Consider the following 22,327-nt stretch of genomic DNA (forward strand, 5'->3'; position numbering starts at 1 on the left):
GTTGATTACGAGCATGACCGGATTCGGACAAGCGAACCGTTCCTTCGGTGGATTCAAGGTGTTTATCGAGGTCAAATCGGTGAATCACCGCTACGCCGAAATAGCCATTCGGATGCCCAAGGAATGGGTGCGGTACGAGGATTCCTTGAAAAAAACACTGCTGCAGACGGTCAAACGGGGACGTGTAGAAGTTTATGTCACCGCAGAACGGGAAGCTGGAACGCTCCAAGCCATTTCCGTCGATTGGACCTTGGCAGATGGGTATATGAATGCAGCAGAGCAAATAAAAGCACGATATGGGTTTACAGAGCGCTTGTCGCTTACAGATATGCTTGGATTGCCCGATTTGATTCATCGCCATGAAGAACGTTCAGAGCTTGATGAATCATTCGAGCATGAATTATGCGGTTGTTTGGATGAAGCCGCTCGGGAACTTATCCAAATGCGCCAGAAGGAAGGCAGCTTCCTTAAGCAGGACCTGACAGAGCGCCTGCAGGAGTTGATAAGACTGCATGCAGAACTTCAGCGTTTTACACCTCTGGTCGTTAAGGAATATGCAGGCAAGCTGCGGTACCGCATTGGAGAGCTGCTCCAGGACCAAACTCCAGTGGATGAGCAGCGGCTCGCCGCAGAAATTGCGATTTTTGCAGACCGTTCGAATGTGGACGAGGAATTAACCAGGCTGCAAAGTCATTTTGGCCAGTTTAACCAGCTGCTTGGGTCTGCTGAACCTGTAGGCAGGAAACTCGATTTTCTGATTCAGGAAATGAACCGAGAAGTGAATACCATAGGGTCCAAAGCGAATTTTACGGAGCTTACTGCGAAAGTGATTGACATGAAGGCCGAATTAGAGAAAATGAGAGAACAAATTCAGAATATCGAGTGATGCCGATATGCGGCTTTCATGAGGAGGAAGTATGATGGCTATCAAATTAATCAACATCGGGTTCGGCAACATCGTATCGGCTAACCGTATTATCTCGATCGTGAGCCCGGAATCTGCCCCGATTAAACGAATTATTCAAGAAGCGCGTGACCGTCACATGCTGATTGACGCTACATACGGCAGAAGAACACGGGCTGTTATTATTACGGACAGCGACCATGTGATTTTGTCGGCCGTTCAGCCGGAGACGGTTGCGCACCGGCTTTCCAACAAGGACGATGATCATGACGAGTAATACAAACACTCTGGATCGGGATCGAGGCATCCTGATTGTATTATCCGGCCCTTCGGGTGTAGGCAAGGGGACGGTATGCGCCGCTCTTCGCAAGTCGTCGCCAGATCTGGTATATTCCGTTTCAGCGACGACTCGGGATCCTCGTCAAGGGGAAATTGAGGGTGTGAATTATTTTTTTAAAACAAGGGACCAGTTTCAGCATATGATCGACAATGATGAAGTGCTGGAATGGGCACAGTATGTCGATAATTTTTACGGAACACCCAAGCGTTTTGTAGAAGATACACTTCGCTCCGGAAAAGATGTTATACTGGAGATAGAAGTTCAAGGTGCGCTTAAAGTGAAGCAGAAATTTCCGGAAGGCGTTTTTATCTTCCTTCTGCCGCCTTCTCTGAATGAACTTCAAAACCGGATCGTTACGAGAGGCACGGAATCCGACGAATCGATTCGCAGCCGCATGACGGTAGCTGTTGATGAAATTCGCCTGATGGATCACTATGACTACGCAATCGTGAATGATCGTGTAGAGACAGCATGCTCCAAGATTCAATCGATTCTCATAGCGGAACATTGCAAGCGTGAACGCATGTATCCCAAAATCGTTCAATGGATAAATGAGGTGAAATAAAACATGTTATATCCATCTATAGACAAGCTATTGGACAAAGTAGACAGCAAATATTCATTGGTTGTCGCTGCAGCGAAGAGAGCAAGAATGATCCGCGATGGATCGAAGACCGAAATGAAAAGTTACAAAGCTCATAAAAACGTAGGTATCGCTCTGGAAGAGCTCTATGGCGACCATATTGCTTATGAGAAAGTAGAGCATACAGAGTTAGTGAAAAGATAAAACTATCTGACAACCCTAGCGGTTGTTATTTTTTTCTGGAGAGAAAGGGGGATTCTCGCATGTCTAGCCTGCAGGGCAAAACGATTGTTTTGGGAGTCACTGGAGGGATAGCCGCTTATAAAGCCGCCGACCTTACGAGCAAGCTCACTCAAGCCGGCGCCAAGGTGCATGTGATCATGACGGAATCGGCTGTTAAATTCGTGGCTCCGCTCACGTTTCAAACCTTGTCCCGGCATCATGTGTTTGTGGACACGTTCGAGGAGAGGAATGCTTCTGTCGTCTCTCACATAGACCTGGCGGACAGTGCCGACTTATTCGTGATTGCTCCGGCTACGGCTAATGTGATTGCAAAGCTGGCGCTAGGATTGGGTGACGATATGCTGAGTACAACGTTACTTGCGACGATGGCCCCTATTCTTATAGCGCCTGCGATGAATGTGCATATGTATGGCAATCCGGCTGTTCAGCAAAATATACAGACCCTTCGGAGCCGTGGCATTCATTTCATAGAGCCCGGCGAAGGTCAGCTTGCTTGCGGCTATGTAGGTAAAGGCAGACTTGCAGAACCCCTGGAGATTGTTGCCAGTATTGAAGGGCATTTTGCTAATGGACAACCATGGCGGGGAAGACGAGTTCTCGTCACAGCAGGAGGCACTGTGGAGCGAATCGATCCCGTTCGCTATATCACCAATGATTCATCCGGAAAAATGGGCTTTTCAATTGCAGAAGAAGCCAAGCGTCTTGGCGCTAAAGTAACACTTATTTCTGCACCAACCGCATTGCCGGCTCCCGATGGCGTTGAAATGGTTCGTGTCCATTCCGCTCAGGATATGCTTGAAGCTGTATTGTCGCGTCTGGAACAAACCGATGTGATTTTTAAAGCAGCCGCAGTTGCCGATTACCGGCCTGCTCTGAAAGCCGAGCAAAAAATCAAAAAAAGTGCCGAAACGCTTACTCTGGAATTGGTTAAAAATCCGGATATTCTGAAGGAAATCGGCACCCGCAAACAAACACAATTCGTAGTTGGTTTTGCCGCCGAAACAGATAAGCTGGATGAATATGCGCTCGATAAACTAAAGCGCAAGAACTGCGATTTGCTGGTAGCTAACGATGTTTCCCAGGAAGGTGCCGGCTTCGGCACGGATACAAATATTGTGAAAATATTTGATTCGCGCGGCCTGGTTGAATCACTTCCTATGATGAGCAAGGTCGAAATTGCCCGGAAGCTGCTGAAGCTGGTAGCCGAGCGTCTGCCTGCTGCCGGAAAGGATTCCTGATGTTCGCCAAAGTAATAGTCGATATACCCGCGAAGCAAACGAATCGCGCATTTGATTATGTGGTACCCCAGACTCTGAGTGAGTGGGTAGAAGTTGGAAGCCGCGTCAGTGTTCCATTCGGACCGAGAGTTGTGCAGGGCTTTGTGGTGGAGCTTGAACCGAATTCTTCGGTTGAGGAGAAGAAGCTGAAACCGATCCAGGATGTTCTGGATTTGGTTCCGCCGCTTACAGCAGAGCTTGCAGGATTGGCCCGCTGGATGAGCCAAACTTACTTGTGCCACGAAATATTAGCGCTTCAGGCCATGCTGCCCGGAGCGTTAAAAGTAAAGTATGAACGGAGTCTGCAAGCAGCAGATGACATGGAGTCTCAGATTTCTCTGGAGCTGCCTTCCCGCAAAAAGATACTCGATTTTGTTCGGGACAAGGGCGGCGTCACCATGGAAGCTTTGATGGAACGATTTCCTGATGAAGGCCCTGCGGTCAAGGATATGCTGATTAGCGGAGCCCTGCTGGAAACGCAGATGATGAAAGATCGCATGAGCTCGAAAAAAGCATTGATGGTGATTCCTCCAGAATCCATTCAATTATTGCTGGAAGCTGCCGAAGTTTTGCCTGAAAAAGCACATAAGCAAAAAGAAGCTTTGCTGTATCTAAGTCAGCACCCGAATCCAATTCGTCTGACAGAATTGATGGAGAGAGTTCATGTTGGCGCAAGTACCGTGAAGAGCCTTGCGGAACGAGGCTTAATAGAGCTTCGGGAGATTGAGGTTCTGAGGGATCCGTATGCGGGGCGCACTTTTGCAAGAACACAGCCCATGCCCTTAACTGAGGAGCAGAGCATTGTTTTTGCCGATATCCGCAGCGCCGTTGCGGAAGGAAAGCCGGAAGTATTCCTGCTTCATGGCGTTACCGGAAGCGGTAAAACCGAGGTTTATCTGCAATCCATTCAAGTGTGCCTGGATCAGGGAAAAGAAGCTGTCGTGCTGGTGCCGGAAATATCGCTGACCCCGCAAATGGTAGAGCGTTTTAAAGGACGTTTTGGCGATAAAGTCGCGGTGCTGCACAGCCGTCTGTCAGCCGGGGAACGGTATGACGAATGGCGTAAAATCATGCGCAAGCAGGTGCAGGTCGTGATCGGCGCCCGTTCCGCGATATTTGCTCCTTTTACCCGAATCGGATTGATCATTATCGATGAAGAGCATGAATCCTCTTATAAACAGGAAGAAAGCCCGAAATATCATGCAAGGGAAATCGCCGTACACCGGGCTATGAGCCATGGCGCTGCTGTTGTGCTTGGCTCCGCCACTCCTTCGCTGGAAAGTATGCATCGGACAACCTCCCAGCATGACCCTAAACTGGATGATTCACCTTCCTATAAACTGTTAACGATGAAATCGCGTGTAGAAGGAAGACCGCTTCCCGAGGTATTTATTGTGGATATGCGGGAAGAATTGAAGAGCGGAAACAGGTCGATGTTCAGCGGAGCCTTGTATAGGGCAGTAGAGCAGAGGCTGCAAAAAAAGGAACAGATGGTCCTGCTGCTGAATCGCCGCGGGTATGCGACATTCGTGATGTGCCGAACCTGCGGATTCGTATCCACTTGCCCTCATTGCGATATATCGCTTACTTACCATCAAAGCTCACACACGCTTCGCTGTCATTATTGCGGCTATGCCGAGCGCGAGGTTAAGCTGTGTCCAAGCTGCAATTCAGAGCATATTCGACATTTCGGGACAGGAACGCAGCGTGTAGAAGAGGAGCTCGGCAAGCTGTTTCCCGGTATCCGCGTGATCCGCATGGATGTGGATACGACCACGGAAAAGGGCTCCCATGAAAAATGGCTTGCGATGTTCCGCGATAAGAAAGCGGATGTACTGCTGGGTACGCAGATGGTCGCCAAGGGTCTGGACTTCCCGGATGTAACGCTAGTCGGAGTGATAGCGGCTGACACGAGCTTAAATATTCCGGATTTTCGAGCTGCAGAGCGCACCTTTCAGTTATTGACCCAAGTCGCGGGAAGAGCTGGCAGGCATCAAAAGCTGGGTGAAGTTTATGTCCAGACCTATACGCCCGATCATTACAGCGTGCAATGCGCAAGCCGCCATGATTATTATTCTTTTGTCACTGAAGAGCTTATTCATAGGGGAAAGCTTGGATATCCGCCTCTGCATCGACTCATTCTGGTTACGCTGTCTCATGAGCAGGTGGCGTTTCTGGTCAGGACTGCTGAAGCATTTGCAACAAGGCTGAAGGAGCTGGCCAAATTTGCGGAAAGGCAGGCTGGAACCGAATTTTACCTGGACGTTTTAGGTCCTGTTGCTTCGCCTGTTTCCAGAATCAAGGATAGATATCGATTTCAATGCGTGGTAAAATATCGGGGAGATGTAAGGGCTGCAGAGCTTGTGGGTAAAGCTGCCGCCCATTTTGAAGAGCAGTCCGCCAAGGAAAAGCTGCAAATCAGTATTGACGTAGACCCGCAATATTTGATGTAATTTAATTTATTGAAGAAGATAGAGGTGGATGCTACCCATGGGTATTCGAATTATTGTCAAAGATCCTGATCCGGTGCTGCGCGAGCATGCGAAACCGGTGACCAAATTTAATTCCAATCTGCACAAGCTGCTTGATGATATGGCAGCCACGATGTACGATGCTCCGGGAGTTGGCCTTGCCGCTCCGCAAGTTGGCATTCTTAAACGGGTTATTGTAATGGACGTCGGGGATGAGCAAGGATTGATCGAAATGGTGAATCCCGAGGTTGTGTCCACGGATGGTGAGCAGTTGGGACCGGAAGGCTGTCTGAGTATTCCTGGTCTGCGCGGAGATGTTGCCAGACCCTTACATGTAAAGGCAAAGGGACAGGACCGTAATGGCAATGAAATTACCATTGAGGGCTCCGAGCTGCTTGCCCGTTGTATATGTCATGAAATTGATCATTTGAATGGGGTTCTTTTCACGGATTTGGCACTTAAAGTGTATATCGATGAAGAGGAAGATACCGAGTGAAAATAATTTTCATGGGTACGCCGGAATTTGCTGTACCATCGCTGCGCGTTTTGCTGGAACTGGGCTACGAGATTATCGCTGTAGTTACTCAGCCTGATCGGCCGAAGGGACGTAAGCGTCTATTGACGCCAACTCCTGTAAAAGCTGAGGCTGAGCGTCATGGCATCCCAGTCCTGCAGCCGGAAAAGCTGCGTCATCCGGATTCGGTAGAAGCTCTTCGTGAGCTGAAGCCGGATTTGATCGTTACAGCAGCTTACGGGCAGATTCTGCCTAAATCCGTGCTGGAGCTGCCGGCACACGGATGCATTAATGTTCATGCATCGCTGCTCCCTAAATACAGGGGAGGTGCGCCGATTCATTATGCAGTTATGCGAGGAGATTCTATCACCGGTGTGACCATCATGTATATGGCCGCGGGCATGGATACCGGTGACATGATTACGCGGATCGAGGTTCCGATCGAGGATACGGATACAACAGGCACGATGTTTGAGAAGCTAAGTCTGGCCGGAGCGGACTTATTAAAGCGAACGCTTCCGGACCTACTGGAAGGCCGTTTGACGGCGACTCCACAGAACGAGGAAGAGGCTACTTATTCGCCGAATATCAAGCGCGAGGATGAGTGGATTGATTGGTCACGCGATTCGCTTGCGATTTTTAATCAAATTCGCGGGCTCAATCCATTCCCAGGGGCTTATACGACCTGGAATGGGGAGAATATGAAATTGTGGGCCAGCAAGAAGCCGAAGACTGGCCAATTGTCCGAATCGCGGAATGTTCCTCCCGGCACGGTGCTGCAAAGCAGCACGGAAGGCATTGAGGTTCGCACAGGAAACGGATCTCTTTGGCTGACAAGCATTCAACCAGCCGGTAAAAAAGCAATGGATGCTGCCGAGTTCCTAAGAGGCTCCGCCATTGAGAATGGGACTCTGCTGGGCGCTGAAGCTCCTCACTGATGCATCTTCTGGTGCATTTCTGCACCTTATTCCACAAATTCATGGTGCTGGATATGGTGCATTACTGCACCTCATTTTGTTTAATTTGCTCCGAATTCTTGGCTATGGTGCATTTCTGCACCTAATTCGTTTCATCCGAAGAGGTGCCCCGACTGTGAAGCATACTGAAAACACGAAGTCTAAACGATCAGCGCGTGAGGCAGCTCTTGATGTGCTTGTCCGTGTCGAGGAGAACCAATCGTACAGCAATCTGCTGCTAAACCAGACGCTGCAAAAGCATGCGTTGGAACGGGCAGATGCCGCTCTTGCAACGGAACTGGTCTATGGAACCATCGGCAGGTTGAATACGTTGGATTTCTTTTTGGAGCGTTTTGTCTCAAAGGGCCTGAACAAGCTGGAGCCCTGGGTCAAATGCTTGCTGCGGCTGAGCTTGTACCAGCTGATTTATCTGGAACGCGTTCCCGATCATGCTGCTGTGAGCGAAGCCGTTAATATTGCCAAGCGCAGAGGCCATCAAGGGATTTCAGGGATGGTTAACGGTGTGCTCAGAAATGTGCTGCGAAACAAGGAGCAGCTCGTGCTTCCGCCGCAGCTTGGAGATAAGAAGCGGATCGCCCTCAGCCATTCCCACCCGGAATGGTTAGTCGCCCGCTGGATCAAGCAATTCGGGGCTGAGCTGACTGAGCAAATTTGTGCTGCCAACAATGAAGCGCCTCACGTGAGCATTCGCACGAATACGATGCGCCACAGCCGCAAAGAGCTGCTAGAGCTACTGCAGTCAAGCGGGATTCAAGCGGAAGCATCGGTCCTGGCTCCGGCGGGCATTCTGGTCCGCGGAGCAGGCAATATGGCCATGGATCCGCGCTTTCAACAAGGAGCTTTCTCGATCCAGGACGAGAGCTCTATGCTTGTAGCGGAGGCTGTAGATCCTAAGCCGGGCATGAAGGTATTGGATTGCTGCGCAGCCCCAGGCGGAAAGACGACGCATATTGCGGAGAAAATGAACGACAAGGGCAGCATCCGTGCTTGCGATCTTCACGATCACAAGCAAAAGCTGATCGATGATCAAGCCAAGCGGCTTGGTCTTGATTCGATTCATACACTGGTTGCGGATGCGACGAAACTGGACGAGTATTTTGCTGATGAATCGTTCGATCGGATTCTGCTCGATGCACCCTGCTCAGGACTCGGTGTCATCCGGCGTAAACCGGATCTCAAATGGGCGAAGCAAGAAAGTGAGATTGAAGCTGTTAGCAAGCTGCAGAGCAGCATTCTTGAGCATGTTCACAGGCTGCTTAAACCGGGAGGCATTCTGGTTTACAGCACATGCACGCTGGAGTACGAGGAGAATGAGGGTCAGGTGCGGGGCTTCCTTGCGGAACATAAGGATTTTCGCCTGGATCCTTTCCCTTCAGAAGCTTTCGCAGGCTCAGGAATTCCTGGAGATGATTTGGCTTCCGGACTGTTGCAAATCTATCCACACCAGTTCCATTCCGATGGATTTTTTATCGCGCGGCTCAAGAAACATAGTGTTTAAATACCAAGAGCGATGTGTTCGACTCTTATTTATGTTAAAATAGATAAGATAGGCTAAAAATAGCAGTAAAAACAGATCAGGTTGTGATAAATGTGAAACCCTTTGTGTATGATTTAACCTTGGAAGAATGGCAGGAATGGATAAAGGAAAACGGCGAATCCTCCTTTCGTGCCGGACAAATTTTTGATTGGCTGTATGTAAAACGTGTGCTTTCCTTTGAGGAAATGTCGAATTTGCCAAAAGGATTAAGGGATAAGCTTGCGGCCCAATTTGAATTCGTCACACTTAGCGAAATTGCCAAGTACGAGTCGAAGGACGGTACTGTGAAGTTTTTATTTGAGCTTTCCGATAAGAATGCCATCGAAACCGTGATCATGAAGCACAGCTACGGGAACAGCATATGTGTAACCACTCAGGTTGGCTGCCGGGTTGGCTGCACGTTTTGCGCCTCGACGCTGGGCGGTCTTAAGCGCGACCTGAGACCTGGAGAGATCGTGGCCCAAGTCGTGATTGCGCAAAAAATGCTGGACGAGAGCCAAGAGCGGATCAGCTCTATTGTTATTATGGGTATTGGCGAGCCGTTCGAGAATTATGAAGCCACGATGAACTTCCTCCGCATCATGATTCATCCGAAGGGACTCCATATCGGGCAAAGACATATCACGGTATCAACCAGCGGCATCGTGCCGAATATTTATAAATTTGCTGATGAGAACCTGCAGGTCAATCTGGCTATTTCCATTCATGCACCCAATGATAAGCTGCGTTCCAAGCTGATGCCGGTGAATCGGAGGTTTCCTTTTGCCGATCTGGTTGAAGCTTGTCAATATTATATTGCCAAAACCGGCCGCCGTATCACGTTTGAATATGCGCTTATGGGTGAAGTGAACGATCAGCCCGAGCATGCCGAGGAACTCGCCCAGGTGCTCAAGGGCATGCCGCTAAGCCATGTTAATTTGATTCCTGTCAATTTTGTGGCTGAGCGCGATTTCAAAAGAACGCCGCGGGACGATATCTTCACGTTCCAACGGATTCTCGAGCGCAATAAAATTAACGCGACCATACGCCGCGAGCAAGGTAGCGATATCGCCGCAGCCTGCGGACAACTGCGCGCCAAGCATATGGAGAACAAGTAACGAGGTGAAACCGTAATGTTGATGGTAAGCCAAACCGACATCGGACGAGTCCGTCTGGTGAATGAGGATCGAGCCGCAGTTCAATCGGAGCTGAACGGTTTATCCTTGGCCATTGTGGCGGATGGAATGGGTGGTCATCAAGCTGGGGATGTGGCAAGTACCATGGCCATAGAGAGGATTCAAGAGGGTCTTCAATACATTCACAGCGGGATGTCTATCGATGAATGTAAACAAAAGCTGCGCCAAGCCATAGAGAAGGCGAATGAAAGCATCTATGATTTTGCTTCTCAACGAGAGAATTATTATGGCATGGGAACTACAGTAGTCGTAACGGTGGCTTCCCAAGACCTGCTGCTTATCGGTCATGTAGGTGACAGCCGTGCTTACAAAATCGACAGAGAATCGATAGTTCAGTTGACCGAAGACCACTCATTGGTCAATGAACTTGTAAAAAGCGGCCAAATCACCCCTGAGGAAGCAAGTCAGCATCCCAGAAGGAATTGGGTGCTGCGAGCTCTTGGAACTGAACCGGAGATAGAAGTAGATATATATGAATACCCTTGGAAGCAAGGAGAAATAGTCCTTTTATGCACGGACGGTCTCAGCGGTCTTCTTGAAGATCATACGATCTGGAATCATGTGAAGGAAGAAACGAGTCTTGAAGCAGCTGCACGGAAGCTGATACATAGCGCACTGGATGCGGGTGGGGATGATAATGTCACGGTTATTTTGATGGGACATGATCAGGAAACGGAAATAGAAACGGAAAATGAAAAGGGGTGATGAGGATTGATCGGTAAAAAGCTCGGAGGACGTTATGAAATTCTGGAACAAATCGGCGGCGGCGGCATGGCACTCGTTTACAAAGGCCTGGATATGCTGCTTCATCGCTATGTGGCAGTGAAGGTACTGCGCCACCAATATGTGCATGATGAGGAATTTATTCGTCGTTTTCGCCGTGAAGCTCAGTCGGCCGCCTCGCTCTCTCATCCCAATGTAGTCAGTATTTATGATGTAGGGCAAGAAGGCGAAACTCATTACATCGTCATGGAATATATCGAAGGCACTACTCTCAACGATATTATCAAGGAGAAGGCTCCGCTTCAGGTGGAGGAAGCTGTGCATTATGCAAGCCAAATTGCAGATGCGCTTGATCACGCTCATCATAACGAAATCATTCATCGCGATATAAAACCTCATAATATTTTGATAGGCAAGAATGGAAGGGTCAAAGTAACTGACTTCGGGATCGCTCGAGCTGCGACTTCTTCGACCATTACACAGACGGGTTCCGTTATCGGCTCTGTCCATTATTTCTCTCCGGAGCATGCTAAAGGTACAAATACCGGTGAAAAATCCGATTTATATTCTCTGGGCATTGTCATGTATCAGATGCTGACGGGTAAGCTTCCTTTTATAGGAGAAAGCCCAATTAGCGTAGCCCTTAAGCACTTGCAGGAAGATGTGGAGGAACCGCGCAAGGTAAATCAATTAATTCCGCAAAGCGTGGAAAATATCATCCTTAAAGCGATGCGCAAAAAAACAGATGAACGGTACCAGTCTGCCAGCCAGATGCATAAAGACCTGGAAACTTGCCTGCTGCCGGAACGGCGCAACGAAGCTAAGGTGATTTTCTGGGAATCAGAAGGCATGGATGAAGAGCGAACACTCGTCATGCCGGCGATCCGCGCAAATCAATTTGGCAATCCATTTGAGGCAGAACCGGCTGTGGCCAGAGGGGTTGAGCCTGAAATGACTAAGAAAAACGGTTGGATAAAACCGCTGGTATGGATTGTCATTCTTTTGCTGCTATTGGGTGTAATGTGGTATTTGGTCGGCTATGTGAAAGGTAAGCTTGCCATCGCGAATACGGATATCATGGTGCCAAACGTAGAGAGTATGCTGCTGCCCAAAGCAGAAGAAAAATTGAAGGCGGCAAATTTGGATAACATCACGATTGAGAGACAGGCTAGTGATGCAGCCAAAGATATCGTCATTCGTCAAGACCCTAAAGATATGAAGGTAAAATTCGGAGCCAAAATTGCTTTAATCGTAAGCAGCGGCCCCACTAAGCCCAAGATGGGCAGCTTTGTCGGCCAACCGTTGAAGGAAGCCAAGCTGCAGCTAGCCGTTCAAGGTGTCAAAAACGACGCCCAATTCGCAGTAACACCAACGTTCAGTAATGAAGCCGTGGATACGGTTCTTGAGCAATTTCCTACTCCGGGCGAAGAATTTGATGCAGCCACGGTCGTGATTAAATTAAGCGTCAGCAAGGGCCCTGAAACGTTCAAAATGCCGGATTTGGTCGGAAAGACAGAGGCGGACGCCAAAAAACAAATCAGTGATCTCGGTTTAAAGCTGCCAGCAGACGGCATCACGCGTGATAAGAGCTATAAGCAGCCTAAAGGGAAGGTCATCATGCAATATCCTTTTGATTTCAACCAGGACGTAGCTCCAGGATCGCAGATCAAGCTTGTCATCAGTGACGGGCTGCCTGCAGATGCGGGTCCGATTGATGTGAAGGTTCCGGTTAAGCCTGCGGTCGATGGCAAATCCTCCGTTTACAGCATTGTGGTCAGTGACGCCCAGTACGATAATTTTGATTACAAAACCGATACGATTACCAAAGAAACCACGATCAATGTGAAAATCGTCGTTTCACCAGACAGTAAGGCCGTGCTTTTGGTCAAAATTGACGGCAAGCTGGTCAACTCGATCACACGCACCTATCAAGACTATTTGGATCAGAAAAACGGCGTATCTCCTTCGCCTGGTTCTTCGTCTACGGCAAGCCCTAGTCCATCACCATCTGTAAGCCCGTCGGCTTCACCGAAAAATGGCGCAACAGGTGCATCGCTGAGACCAAACGGATCGGCTAATTCTGCCGGTCCATCCCCAAAGGGAGGCTTGAATTAATGCCGCAAGGATGGATTGTCAAGGCTTTAAGCGGCTATTATTACGTGCTTCCGGAACAATCCGATCTGAAACAGCAGCGATCAACGGTTCAATGCAGGGCAAGAGGGGTATTTAAAAAAAGAGGAATTTCCCCGCTGGTTGGGGACCAGGTCATCTATGAGCTCACGGAAAATGGGGAAGGAACCGTAACGGAAATTCTTCCTCGCTCCTCTGAGCTTATTCGACCACCTATCGCCAACGTGAAGCTGGCCGTATTGGTTTTTTCCGTAACCGAACCGGCTCTCAATCTTCAACTGCTGGACAAATTCCTTGTACATATCGAGCACTCCGGACTAGACTGTGTGCTTTGTTTTACCAAGTATGACCTGCTGGGCGACTCTACAGTGAAGGAATCGGCACTAAACACAGAGCTGCACCGTATTTTCCAGCTGTATGAAAGTATTGGGTACCGAATCGTGGTCACCAGTGCCAAGCAAAAGCAAGGCCTGGACGACTTGATCGGGCTGCTCACGGGCACCATCAGTGTGTTTTCCGGACAGTCGGGTGTGGGCAAATCTTCCCTGCTCAATGCGCTTATCCGTGATCTGACGCTTGAAACCAATGCCATCAGCCAAAAGCTGGGCAGGGGAAAGCATACGACACGCCATGTGGAGCTGCTGCCGCTCGACGGGGGTGGATTCGTAGCGGATACTCCCGGATTCAGCCAGCTTGATTTTATGGAGCTTGAGGCCGAGGATTTAGGCCCCTGCTTTAAAGAGTTTGCGGAGCTGGCAGAAGGCTGCAGATTCAGAGGCTGCATCCATCTCCATGAACCCGGCTGCAAGGTTCGGGAAGCATCGGAGGAAGGGCTTATTGCCTCTTCCCGTTATGAGAGTTACCTTACATTTCTGAACGAAATCAAAGATAGGAAAAGGAGGTATTAATCATGGTTACTATTGCTCCTTCTATTTTATCAGCGGATTTTTCAAGGATTGGGAGCGAAATCGAGGAAGTGGAGAAGGGCGGAGCGGACTGGATTCATGTGGATGTGATGGATGGTCACTTTGTACCGAATATTACGATAGGACCTCTTGTCGTTGAGGCTATCAGGCCCCATACGAAGCTTCCGCTTGATGTGCACCTGATGATTGAGCGGCCGGAGCGCTATGTGGTTGATTTCATTCGGGCAGGCGCCGATTCCGTTTCTGTCCATGTCGAAGCCTGCACCCACCTCCACCGGACGCTTCATCTGATCAAGGAGAATGGGGCCAAGGCCGCAGTCGTCCTGAATCCGGCAACTCCGCTTAGCAGCATCGAATATGTGCTCAATGCAGACCTGGATATGGTGCTGGTTATGACCGTAAATCCAGGTTTCGGTGGCCAAAAATTCATTCCGGAGATGCTGAAGAAAATTCGTTTGCTGCGCGAGAAAGCGACCAAGCTCGGACTCGATGGACTGCTTATCGAGGTGGATGGCGGCATCAACGAAATGACAGCCAGGCAAGTCGTGGAAGCAGGAGCAAATATCCTTGTAGCGGGAAATGCTGTGTTCGGCCAGTCCAACCGGGCTGAAGCCATCACACGAATTCGCGGTTAAGGGGAATAACTGAATCAGTTTGGCATACATATGGTTACAGGAGCTTTTTGTTCTTGTAGCTTTTTGTTTTCTCAAAGCACTTTTTTCCGGTTCGGGCATATAATGTGCTGAACTTCCAAGCGGATACTTACGATGCAAGTTTTCTAACGAAAACTCAAGTGAATGCTTACGATGCAAGTTTTCTAACGAAAACTCTAAGGAGGGGTAGAGGATGAAATTCTACACAATCAAGCTACCAAGATTTCTGGGTGGATTTGTCAAAGCCATACTGAATACGTTCAGCAAAAACTAAACTTCTCGGCTGAGTCCTCTCCCAGAACGCAAAAAAAGCACCTCCGCAGGTGCTTTTTGTCTATCCAGGAAATTGTTATACGCGAGTTAATTTACCGGATTTAAGAACACGAGTACTTACATAGACACGTTTCGGTTTACCGTCTACAAGAATACGAACCTTTTGGACGTTAACGCCCCAAGTACGTTTGTTTTTATTATTCGCGTGAGACACGTGGTTACCCGTGCCTGGACCTTTACCGGAAATAAAGCATTTGCGGGACATATTTGACACCTCCTTCGGCAGTATACAAAGCAGCCTGGGCGGCAAGCCTAAGCTTGACATGACAGCTTTCGTCAATTTCACTGAACATTTCATGGTAATCATCATATCTTTAAGAAAACACACTTAAATATAATAGCACAGGCCGAAGACTAGAGTCAATGAAATCACGGAATGGAATGTCATTTATTTATTCGAACTATTATAGTACAATGTAAAGTAGTCCATAGACTAGCATAAGGAGATGTAGATCTGTGCCCATAGAGCTTTCAACAGAAAACGGCAAAATAATTGTAACTGACGAGGTGATAGCTGTACTCGCAGGATCGGCAGCTTTGGAATGTTATGGACTTGTCGGCATGGCTTCTCGTAAACAGCTTAAGGACGGTATTGCCGAGCTTCTGGGCCGTGAGAACTTGAGCCGGGGGGTAGAGGTTCGCCGGGAAAATGACCGCCTTGATATCGATTTGCACATCATCGTCAGCTATGGCACCAAAATATCGGTGGTTGCGAATAATGTACAAACTAAAGTTAAGTATATTTTGAACGATGTTGTAGGTCTTCACGTAGACGATGTCCATATATTTGTGCAGGGTGTGCGTGTAGCCCGTTAGCCAGGAAGGAGCATATAGCTTTGAGTAAGCGCTTTATAATCATGAATGGAAATGATTTCACCCATATGATCCTCGGGGGAGCGGAGAATCTTCGTCAAAATGTCGACAGAGTGAACGGGCTTAACGTATTCCCTGTTCCCGACGGAGATACAGGTACAAATATGAATTTAACACTAACCTTCGGTGTGGAGGAATTAAAAAGAAAGCCGTCGTCCCATATCGGTAAAGCAGCCGAGACGTTGTCCAAGGGCCTGCTGATGGGCGCCAGAGGGAACTCGGGGGTCATTTTGTCCCAGCTGTTTCGCGGCTTTGCGAAGAATGTTCATGATCTAGAGGAAGTCAATGCCCAGCAATTCGCGGCAGCATTGCAGCAGGGCGTAGAAACGGCATATAAGGCGGTCGTTAAACCGGTAGAGGGCACGATTCTGACTGTGTCCAAAGAAGCGGCCAAGCATGCGGTACAGTATCGGCGCGGCGAGGATATTCTGGAGCTGATGCGGGAGGTTTTGCGCAGTGCGGGCGAAGCTCTTGCCAGAACACCGGACCAGCTTCCGATTTTGAAGCAGGTCGGCGTCGTTGATGCAGGCGGCCAAGGTCTGGTCTGCATTTATGAAGGCTTTATTACGGCTATGCAGGGAGGGGCTGCAGGTGCCGGAGCACCCTTAAGTTCAGCGGCAGCAGCCGTTACTGCGATGAATGTTACGCAGGCGGCGCATCAGATGATGAGTTATCGTCCTGCGCAATCTCATATGGCGACCGAGGATATAGAATTCGGATATTGCACCGAATTTATGCTCACGGTGGTGCCGGACAAAGTGAAAGGACTGTCCTTTACGGAAGGGCAGTTTCGCGATGAGCTCAGCAAGCTGGGAGATTCACTTCTCGTCGTATCGGATGAGGAACTGGTCAAGATTCACATTCACGCCGAATATCCGGGTGAGGTGATGAACTTGGCGATGAAATACGGTGATCTCAGCCGGATTAAAATTGAAAATATGCGCGACCAGCATAGTAACATTGTTGAGGGCGCCGAAAATAGATACAGCTCTATGCATTCGACTGCACTAGCAGTGAATCAGACGGAAGCCAAGCCATATGGATTTGTTGCAGTTGCCATGGGGAGCGGGATTACTGAAATTTTAACAAGTGTCGGCGTGGATATTGTACTTTCCGGCGGGCAAACGATGAATCCCAGCACTGAAGATTTAGTTAATGCCGTTAATCGAATCCATGCAAAGACCGTATATATCTTACCCAACAACTCGAATATCATATTGGCGGCCCAGCAGGCTAAGGAGCTTGTAGAAGGCAAGCAGTTGATCGTCATTCCAACCAAATCGATTCCACAGGGGCTTTCCGCTATTCTGGCTTTTCAAGAACAAGCAGAACCTGATGAAAATACCAAAGAAATGACAGCAGCGATTCAGCGTGTGAAAAGCGGTCAGGTAACCTACGCGGTACGCGATACGAATATGGACGGCATGGAAATCAAGCAAGGTCACTTCATCGGTATCGATAACGGAAAAATCGTCAGCTCGGAGCCGGGATTGATGGCCGCAAGCAAGAAGCTGTTGGAGGAAATGATTGAGGAAAGCTCCGAAATCGTGACCATACTTAGCGGAGAAGATGCCAAAGAAGAAGATATCGACGAACTCGAGGCTTTTATCCGAGAGATGTATCCAGAGGTCGAAATTGAACTGCATCCGGGCGGACAACCGCTTTACCCCTATATTTTTTCGGTGGAATAATAATCTGATTGGTGAGGTGAGCCTTTTAAGTGAGCAATATTCGAATCGTCACCGACAGCACGGCGGACATCCCGTTATCCGTAAGGAAGGAACTTGGCATTGAAATGGTACCGCTGAAAATCCATTTTGGCAGTGAAACCTTTCTTGATGCAGTAACCCTTCAGTCGGAGGAATTCTACGGAAAGCTGGCTGCCGCATCTACGCTGCCTACAACCTCCCAGCCTTCGCCGGTCGAGTTTTTGGAGGTTTATAAAAAGCTGACTGAAGAGCCGGATACGGAAATCATTTCGATTCATCTGGCCGCTTCCCTTAGCGGAACTTATCAGTCTGCTGTGATTGCACGCTCGATGATGGAGGAAGAGCAGAGCCATGTACATCTCTTTGATTCTCGGTCTGCCTCTTACGGAATTGGTGTGTTGGCTGTAGCCGCTGCGAAAGCTGCCAAGGAAGGACAAAGTGTTGAGCAGATCATGGAGCTGGTTCAGAGGATCAGGGAAAAGTTCAAAATTTATTTTTTAGTAGATACATTGACTTATCTGCAAAAAGGCGGGCGCATCGGCAAAGCTTCTGCATTGATTGGTTCCTTGCTCAATATTAAACCGATTCTCTCATTGGATGATAATGGACAGGTTGTGCCCATCGACAAGGTGCGCGGTCAGAAGAAGGCCATGGCTCGCATCATTGAAATGATGAGCGGGGATATCACCGGCAAATCCATCCACCTTCATGTCGCTCACGCAAACAGTATGGAAACCGCTGTCCAGCTGCGCGAAATGATAGAAGCTCAATTTGAAGTGCTGAGCTTTGGCTACATTGACTTGAGCCCGGTGGTCGGCACCCATGCCGGTCCTGGAACCGTAGCCGCGTTCGTGCTTCCGGATTAATGATGATGGATTTGCAACGACGGATTCCTGTTAAAGAGGTCCATGGAGTCGGCGCCCAGAAGGCAGAAGAGCTGAACTCCATGGGCATTTTTACTGTCGCGGAGCTATTGGAATATGTGCCGTTTCGTTATGAGGATTATACCCTTCGTGACCTCGCCGGCGTCAAAGATGGGGATCGCATCACCATTCAAGGAACGATCCTGGGAGAACCCGTGCTTCAGCGATACGGTGGAAAGTCCAGGCTGTCCTGCAAGGTGATGGCGGAACCCTTCCTGATAACAGCTGTTTGGTTTAATCGGCCATTCTTGAAGGATAAGCTGCAGGTACAGCAGGAGATTCTGCTTACCGGCAAGTGGGACGGAAGACGAATGCAGCTCACCGTGTCAGACTCGGAATTTCCGGGTCCCGGGGCTGTAAAGACGGGCACCGTACAGCCGGTTTATTCGGTGGCAGGCTCGATCACGCAAAAATGGCTGCGTAAAGTGATCAAACAGGCGCTGACGCAGTACGGGGCCATGATTCATGAATTGCTGCCGGAAGCGCTAATTCATAAGTATGGGTTGATGTCCAGAGGAAAAGCCTTATCGATTATCCACTTGCCGGGCGATGTGGCGGAGGGCCAGAAAGCCCGGCGCCGCATGGTATATGAAGAGCTGTTCCTGTTCCAGCTCAAGCTGCAGGCTTACCGGGCACTCACCCGCAGCCGTGCGGACGGACTGGCGCAGCGCGTCGATCTCCCGGCTGTCCGTGAATTCGTGCGGTCGCTGCCTTTTCGGCTGACCGAATCGCAAAAGAAGGTCATCGCCGAGATTTTGCACGACATGCAAGAGCCCTACTGCATGAATCGGCTGCTGCAAGGCGATGTTGGCTCGGGTAAAACGGTCGTAGCGGCGGTCGCGCTTTACGCTGCAGTCAAGGCCGGCAACCAGGGGTCGCTGATGGTGCCCACGGAAATTCTGGCTGAGCAGCATAAGCGCTCGCTCGACAAGCTGTTCGAGCCTTACGGCGTGCAGGTTGCCCTGCTAACCGGCAGCTCGACAGACCGCCAGAGGCGGGACATTCTGGCTTCGCTGCAGATGGGCCTCATCGACCTGATCGTCGGCACCCATGCCTTGATTCAGGAGGATGTGTACTTCCGCCAGCTCGGACTCGTCGTGACGGATGAGCAGCATCGCTTCGGGGTGAACCAGCGCAGCATTTTGCGGCGCAAGGGCATGAATCCCGACGTGCTGACGATGACGGCCACGCCGATTCCGCGCACGCTGGCGATCACCGCCTTCGGCGATATGGACGTCTCCACGCTGCGCGAGATGCCCAAAGGGCGCAAGCCGGTCCAGACGTTCTGGGTTCGGCATTCTATGCTGGAGCGCGTGCTCGGCTTCATCCGCAAGGAAGTGGACGGCGGCGGCCAGGCTTACGTCATTTGTCCGCTGATTGAGGAGTCGGAGAAGCTCGACGTGCAGAACGCGATCGACGTGCACATCCAGCTGCAGCAGCACTTCCCGCAGATGCGGGTGGGGCTCCTGCACGGGCGCATGACCGCACAGGAGAAGGACGCGGTCATGCAAGGCTTTAAGGAAGGCAGCGTCGAGACGCTCGTGTCGACCACGGTCATTGAGGTCGGCGTAGACGTGCCGAATGCATCGCTGATGGTCGTGTACGACGCCGACCGGTTTGGGCTTTCGCAGCTGCACCAGCTGCGAGGCCGGGTCGGCCGCGGTGAGCAGCAGTCTTTCTGCGTGCTCATCGCCGACCCGAAGACCGAGGTCGGCAAGGAGCGCATGAAAGCGATGGTCGAGACGACCGACGGGTTTGAGATCGCGAGGCGCGATCTCGAGCTGCGCGGGCCGGGCGACTTCTTCGGGACGAAGCAGAGCGGCCTGCCGGACTTCCGCATCGCGGACATGATGGTCGATTTTGAGACCATGGAGGAAGCCCGCGACGATGCGGCGGAGCTTGTGGCTGACCCGGCCTTCTGGACGGGGGCTGGGTTTGGGGCGCTGCGGCAATATTTGCAGCGCGAGCAGGTGTTTGACAGCGACGTGCTGGATTAGCGCGTCGCCAGCCATGGGGGCTGCATGGCCGGGACGGGGACGGATGGGGGCTGCTTAGCATAAACTTAAGACGCTTAGCATTAAGCCGTATTTTGCGGCTTATAGCGGTCAAAAAAGCTGAGCCGCAGTTTTTAACCCGCATTTTACGGCTTATTTGGTGCTCTCGAAAGGGAAGCCGAGGAAAACCAGCGCTGCAAGCCGCATTTTACATCCTAATCCATACAGCCTTGATATCGCCTCAGTTAAGAATTAGATTGCGTCCTCTAGTCATTCCCTCCCTAATGACCGTCTCAAAAGTCTGAAAAGGCAGGGAAGCGGTTCATTTTCGTTTAATAGAAGAATTCAACTTTTGAGCAACCTTGGTTTCAATGTTATTATGGGATTGAACATTCCGAAGATTGAGGTGCTTAGCAATGGACATATACGCAGATCCCTTTATCCGCAATGAAGAAGATCAACATCTGGTCGATATGGCTGCCGCATTGGCGGATGAGTTTGCAAAGCGGGCCGCGCAGCAGGACCGGGAAGGGGAATTTTCTACGCTCAATATCGAGCGTCTTCACGAAGCAGGTTATTTAAAGCTGACGGTGCCCGAGGCATATGGCGGACAGGGCATTTCCCTATACCAATTGATGCTTGTTCAGGAACGGTTGGCGGAAGGTGATGCTTCTACTGCTTTGGCTATTGGATGGCATATGGGTGTGATCATGAGTTTAGCCATAACGCGTCCCTGGACGGATTCTTTGCTGGAACATGTTTTTCACAGTGTGGTTCAATCCGGCGCAACGATCAATAGCTGTCTCACCGAACCGCAAAGCGGCAGCCCAAGCCGGGGCGGAAAGCCGAAAACGAGCGCAAAACGATGCGCTGACGGCTCCTGGGAGATCAATGGACATAAGACGTGGACGACCATGTCGCCGGTTTTGGAGTGGTTTCATGTGACGGCTTCGATTGAGAATGAAGAGGGTACCGGTTTTTTCCTGATTCCCCGCGGAACCCCCGGCCTCTCCGTGAAAGAAACCTGGGACAGTCTTGGGATGCGTGCTACAGGCAGCCATGATCTGCTGCTTGAGCAGGTAAAAGTACCAGCAGAGTCGCTGGCCGAACACGTGAAGCCCGGTGAAAAATCGTTACGGAACTCCAATAGCAGTGGTTGGTTGCTGCATATCCCCGCTTGTTACTTGGGCATTGCCAATGCGGCCAGCCGGTTTGCGGTTCGTTATGCTGCGTCCTTTCAGCCCGATTCACTGCCCGGACCTATAGCGGAGCTGCCGCTTATCCAGGATCAAATCGGAAGAATGGAGCTGGATTTGTTTACTGCGCGCACGCTGCTCTACCATGTCGCCGAGAGATGGGATGCCCATATGCAAAAGGGGCTTCCAACCCAAAAGCTGGCCCCTCAGCTGGCTGCAGCGAAAACGCTTGCCACCAATTCCGCTATTCAGATTGTCGATCGCGCGATGCGTATCGTCGGAGGCAGTTCGCTTTTTCGTTCTCTGCCGCTTGAACGGTATTATAGGGATGTTAGAGCGGGGCTTCATAATCCGCCTATGGACGATGTCACCTATAGGTTGCTGGCTCAGCAGGCGTTATCTTTTACTTAAGCATCCTCACGGATCAGTCTCGTCTCTTGCCTATGGAGGAATTTTTCGTCAAGCTTTCGGGATACGGTTCATAGACTAAACTATGACGTGCCTGGAGGTGCAGGATGAAGGTTTATGAAAAATACGGCATAGATCCCGTATGGGTGGAGCGCGTGAAGATCAAAATGAAAAACAAGCAGACCAAGGAACGAGTCAAATTGCTGGTACATGACGTTACAGCCGGAGATTTGCAGAACAGGGCGGAGGCTATCCGATTGGTGGGGAAAGTATCCCATGCACTTGGCGAAAAGCTGACAGCTGCCCAAGCTGAAACGATTGTCGACTTCGTGATTTCGCAGCACATCGATCCAGCCAATCCGTTTCATAAAATCAAGCTGTGGAACATGTTCCGTTAACGTTAACGGCCAAAAGAAGTTGTCAAATAGAAACGCCGTT

General features: G+C 50.1%; 22 protein-coding genes. 21 read left to right on the forward strand and 1 reads right to left on the reverse strand.

All coding sequences use genetic code 11. From position 1 onward, the window contains the following. Nucleotide 1: 1 nt before the first annotated feature. The 15 genes from BLV33_RS01750 (at nt 2) to spoVM (ending at nt 14,727) form a co-directional block, all read left to right on the forward strand. Nucleotides 2–886, forward strand: a complete 885-nt coding sequence (locus BLV33_RS01750) for a YicC/YloC family endoribonuclease (RefSeq protein ID WP_090787581.1) — start codon at nt 2–4, stop codon at nt 884–886. A 34-nt stretch (nt 887–920) separates the two neighbouring features. Beyond that, nucleotides 921–1,181 (forward strand): extracellular matrix/biofilm regulator RemA, encoded by a 261-nt coding sequence (gene remA, locus BLV33_RS01755; RefSeq protein ID WP_009672664.1) that lies wholly within the window; start codon nt 921–923, stop codon nt 1,179–1,181. Beyond that, nucleotides 1,171–1,809 carry a guanylate kinase gene (gene gmk / locus BLV33_RS01760; protein ID WP_090798591.1) on the forward strand — a complete coding sequence of 213 codons (639 nt, stop codon included), beginning with the start codon at nt 1,171–1,173 and terminating at the stop codon, nt 1,807–1,809. Before remA ends, gmk begins: the two co-directional genes overlap by 11 nt. 3 nt (nt 1,810–1,812) lie before the next feature. After that, nucleotides 1,813–2,031, forward strand: coding sequence for a DNA-directed RNA polymerase subunit omega (rpoZ, locus tag BLV33_RS01765; RefSeq protein ID WP_090787585.1), 219 nt, complete (start codon nt 1,813–1,815; stop codon nt 2,029–2,031). A gap of 59 nt (nt 2,032–2,090) precedes the next feature. Beyond that, entirely contained in the window at nt 2,091–3,308 is a 1,218-nt protein-coding gene (coaBC, locus tag BLV33_RS01770) for a bifunctional phosphopantothenoylcysteine decarboxylase/phosphopantothenate--cysteine ligase CoaBC (RefSeq protein WP_090787588.1), read from the forward strand. Then, complete coding sequence (priA, locus tag BLV33_RS01775; RefSeq protein WP_090787591.1) at nt 3,308–5,800, forward strand: primosomal protein N'; 2,493 nt, start codon at nt 3,308–3,310, stop codon at nt 5,798–5,800. The genes coaBC and priA overlap by 1 nt, the downstream gene beginning before the upstream one ends. A gap of 37 nt (nt 5,801–5,837) precedes the next feature. After that, nucleotides 5,838–6,314 (forward strand): peptide deformylase, encoded by a 477-nt coding sequence (gene def / locus BLV33_RS01780; protein WP_090787593.1) that lies wholly within the window; start codon nt 5,838–5,840, stop codon nt 6,312–6,314. Next, the gene (gene fmt, locus BLV33_RS01785) at nt 6,311–7,270 is read left to right on the forward strand and encodes a methionyl-tRNA formyltransferase (protein ID WP_090787596.1); all 960 of its coding nucleotides are present in this window, start codon (nt 6,311–6,313) and stop codon (nt 7,268–7,270) included. The genes def and fmt overlap by 4 nt, the downstream gene beginning before the upstream one ends. After that, a complete protein-coding gene (gene rsmB, locus BLV33_RS01790; RefSeq protein ID WP_090787599.1) occupies nt 7,236–8,807 on the forward strand; it encodes a 16S rRNA (cytosine(967)-C(5))-methyltransferase RsmB in 1,572 nt (523 codons plus the stop codon). Before fmt ends, rsmB begins: the two co-directional genes overlap by 35 nt. Before the next feature lie 92 nt (nt 8,808–8,899). Next, nucleotides 8,900–9,943: a dual-specificity RNA methyltransferase RlmN gene (gene rlmN / locus BLV33_RS01795; protein WP_090787603.1), complete on the forward strand. Its 1,044-nt coding sequence runs from the start codon at nt 8,900–8,902 to the stop codon at nt 9,941–9,943. Between the two features lie 15 nt (nt 9,944–9,958). Further along, nucleotides 9,959–10,726 carry a Stp1/IreP family PP2C-type Ser/Thr phosphatase gene (locus BLV33_RS01800; protein ID WP_090787606.1) on the forward strand — a complete coding sequence of 256 codons (768 nt, stop codon included), beginning with the start codon at nt 9,959–9,961 and terminating at the stop codon, nt 10,724–10,726. A gap of 6 nt (nt 10,727–10,732) precedes the next feature. Then, a complete protein-coding gene (gene pknB / locus BLV33_RS01805) occupies nt 10,733–12,859 on the forward strand; it encodes a Stk1 family PASTA domain-containing Ser/Thr kinase (RefSeq protein WP_090787610.1) in 2,127 nt (708 codons plus the stop codon). Next, nucleotides 12,859–13,782, forward strand: a complete 924-nt coding sequence (rsgA, locus tag BLV33_RS01810; RefSeq protein ID WP_090787613.1) for a ribosome small subunit-dependent GTPase A — start codon at nt 12,859–12,861, stop codon at nt 13,780–13,782. Before pknB ends, rsgA begins: the two co-directional genes overlap by 1 nt. Before the next feature lie 2 nt (nt 13,783–13,784). Continuing rightward, nucleotides 13,785–14,435 carry a ribulose-phosphate 3-epimerase gene (rpe, locus tag BLV33_RS01815; protein WP_090787616.1) on the forward strand — a complete coding sequence of 217 codons (651 nt, stop codon included), beginning with the start codon at nt 13,785–13,787 and terminating at the stop codon, nt 14,433–14,435. 211 nt (nt 14,436–14,646) lie between these two features. Further along, complete coding sequence (gene spoVM, locus BLV33_RS01820; RefSeq protein ID WP_090787618.1) at nt 14,647–14,727, forward strand: stage V sporulation protein SpoVM; 81 nt, start codon at nt 14,647–14,649, stop codon at nt 14,725–14,727. Nucleotides 14,728–14,802: 75 nt separating this feature from the next. On the opposite strand, the gene rpmB is transcribed toward spoVM, so the two are convergent. After that, nucleotides 14,803–14,991 (reverse strand): 50S ribosomal protein L28, encoded by a 189-nt coding sequence (gene rpmB, locus BLV33_RS01825; RefSeq protein WP_090787621.1) that lies wholly within the window; start codon nt 14,989–14,991, stop codon nt 14,803–14,805. 251 nt (nt 14,992–15,242) lie between these two features. Here rpmB and BLV33_RS01830 point away from each other — a divergent pair, with 251 nt between their 5' ends. From BLV33_RS01830 to BLV33_RS01855, 6 genes are all read left to right on the forward strand, one after another. Then, nucleotides 15,243–15,602, forward strand: a complete 360-nt coding sequence (locus tag BLV33_RS01830) for an Asp23/Gls24 family envelope stress response protein (RefSeq protein WP_090787624.1) — start codon at nt 15,243–15,245, stop codon at nt 15,600–15,602. Nucleotides 15,603–15,622: 20 nt separating this feature from the next. Next, on the forward strand, nt 15,623–17,350 hold the full coding sequence (locus BLV33_RS01835) for a DAK2 domain-containing protein (RefSeq protein WP_090787627.1): 1,728 nt from the start codon (nt 15,623–15,625) through the stop codon (nt 17,348–17,350). 29 nt (nt 17,351–17,379) lie between these two features. Next, nucleotides 17,380–18,234 carry a DegV family protein gene (locus BLV33_RS01840; RefSeq protein ID WP_090787632.1) on the forward strand — a complete coding sequence of 285 codons (855 nt, stop codon included), beginning with the start codon at nt 17,380–17,382 and terminating at the stop codon, nt 18,232–18,234. Nucleotides 18,235–18,236: 2 nt separating this feature from the next. Beyond that, a complete protein-coding gene (recG, locus tag BLV33_RS01845; RefSeq protein WP_090787635.1) occupies nt 18,237–20,288 on the forward strand; it encodes an ATP-dependent DNA helicase RecG in 2,052 nt (683 codons plus the stop codon). 413 nt (nt 20,289–20,701) lie between these two features. Beyond that, a complete protein-coding gene (locus BLV33_RS01850; RefSeq protein ID WP_090787638.1) occupies nt 20,702–21,892 on the forward strand; it encodes an acyl-CoA dehydrogenase family protein in 1,191 nt (396 codons plus the stop codon). A 104-nt stretch (nt 21,893–21,996) separates the two neighbouring features. Beyond that, the gene (locus BLV33_RS01855) at nt 21,997–22,287 is read left to right on the forward strand and encodes a stage VI sporulation protein F (RefSeq protein WP_090787641.1); all 291 of its coding nucleotides are present in this window, start codon (nt 21,997–21,999) and stop codon (nt 22,285–22,287) included. Nucleotides 22,288–22,327 lie beyond the last annotated feature (40 nt).

It is taken from the genome of Paenibacillus sp. GP183, assembly GCF_900104695.1.
GTDB lineage: Bacteria > Bacillota > Bacilli > Paenibacillales > NBRC-103111 > Paenibacillus_AI.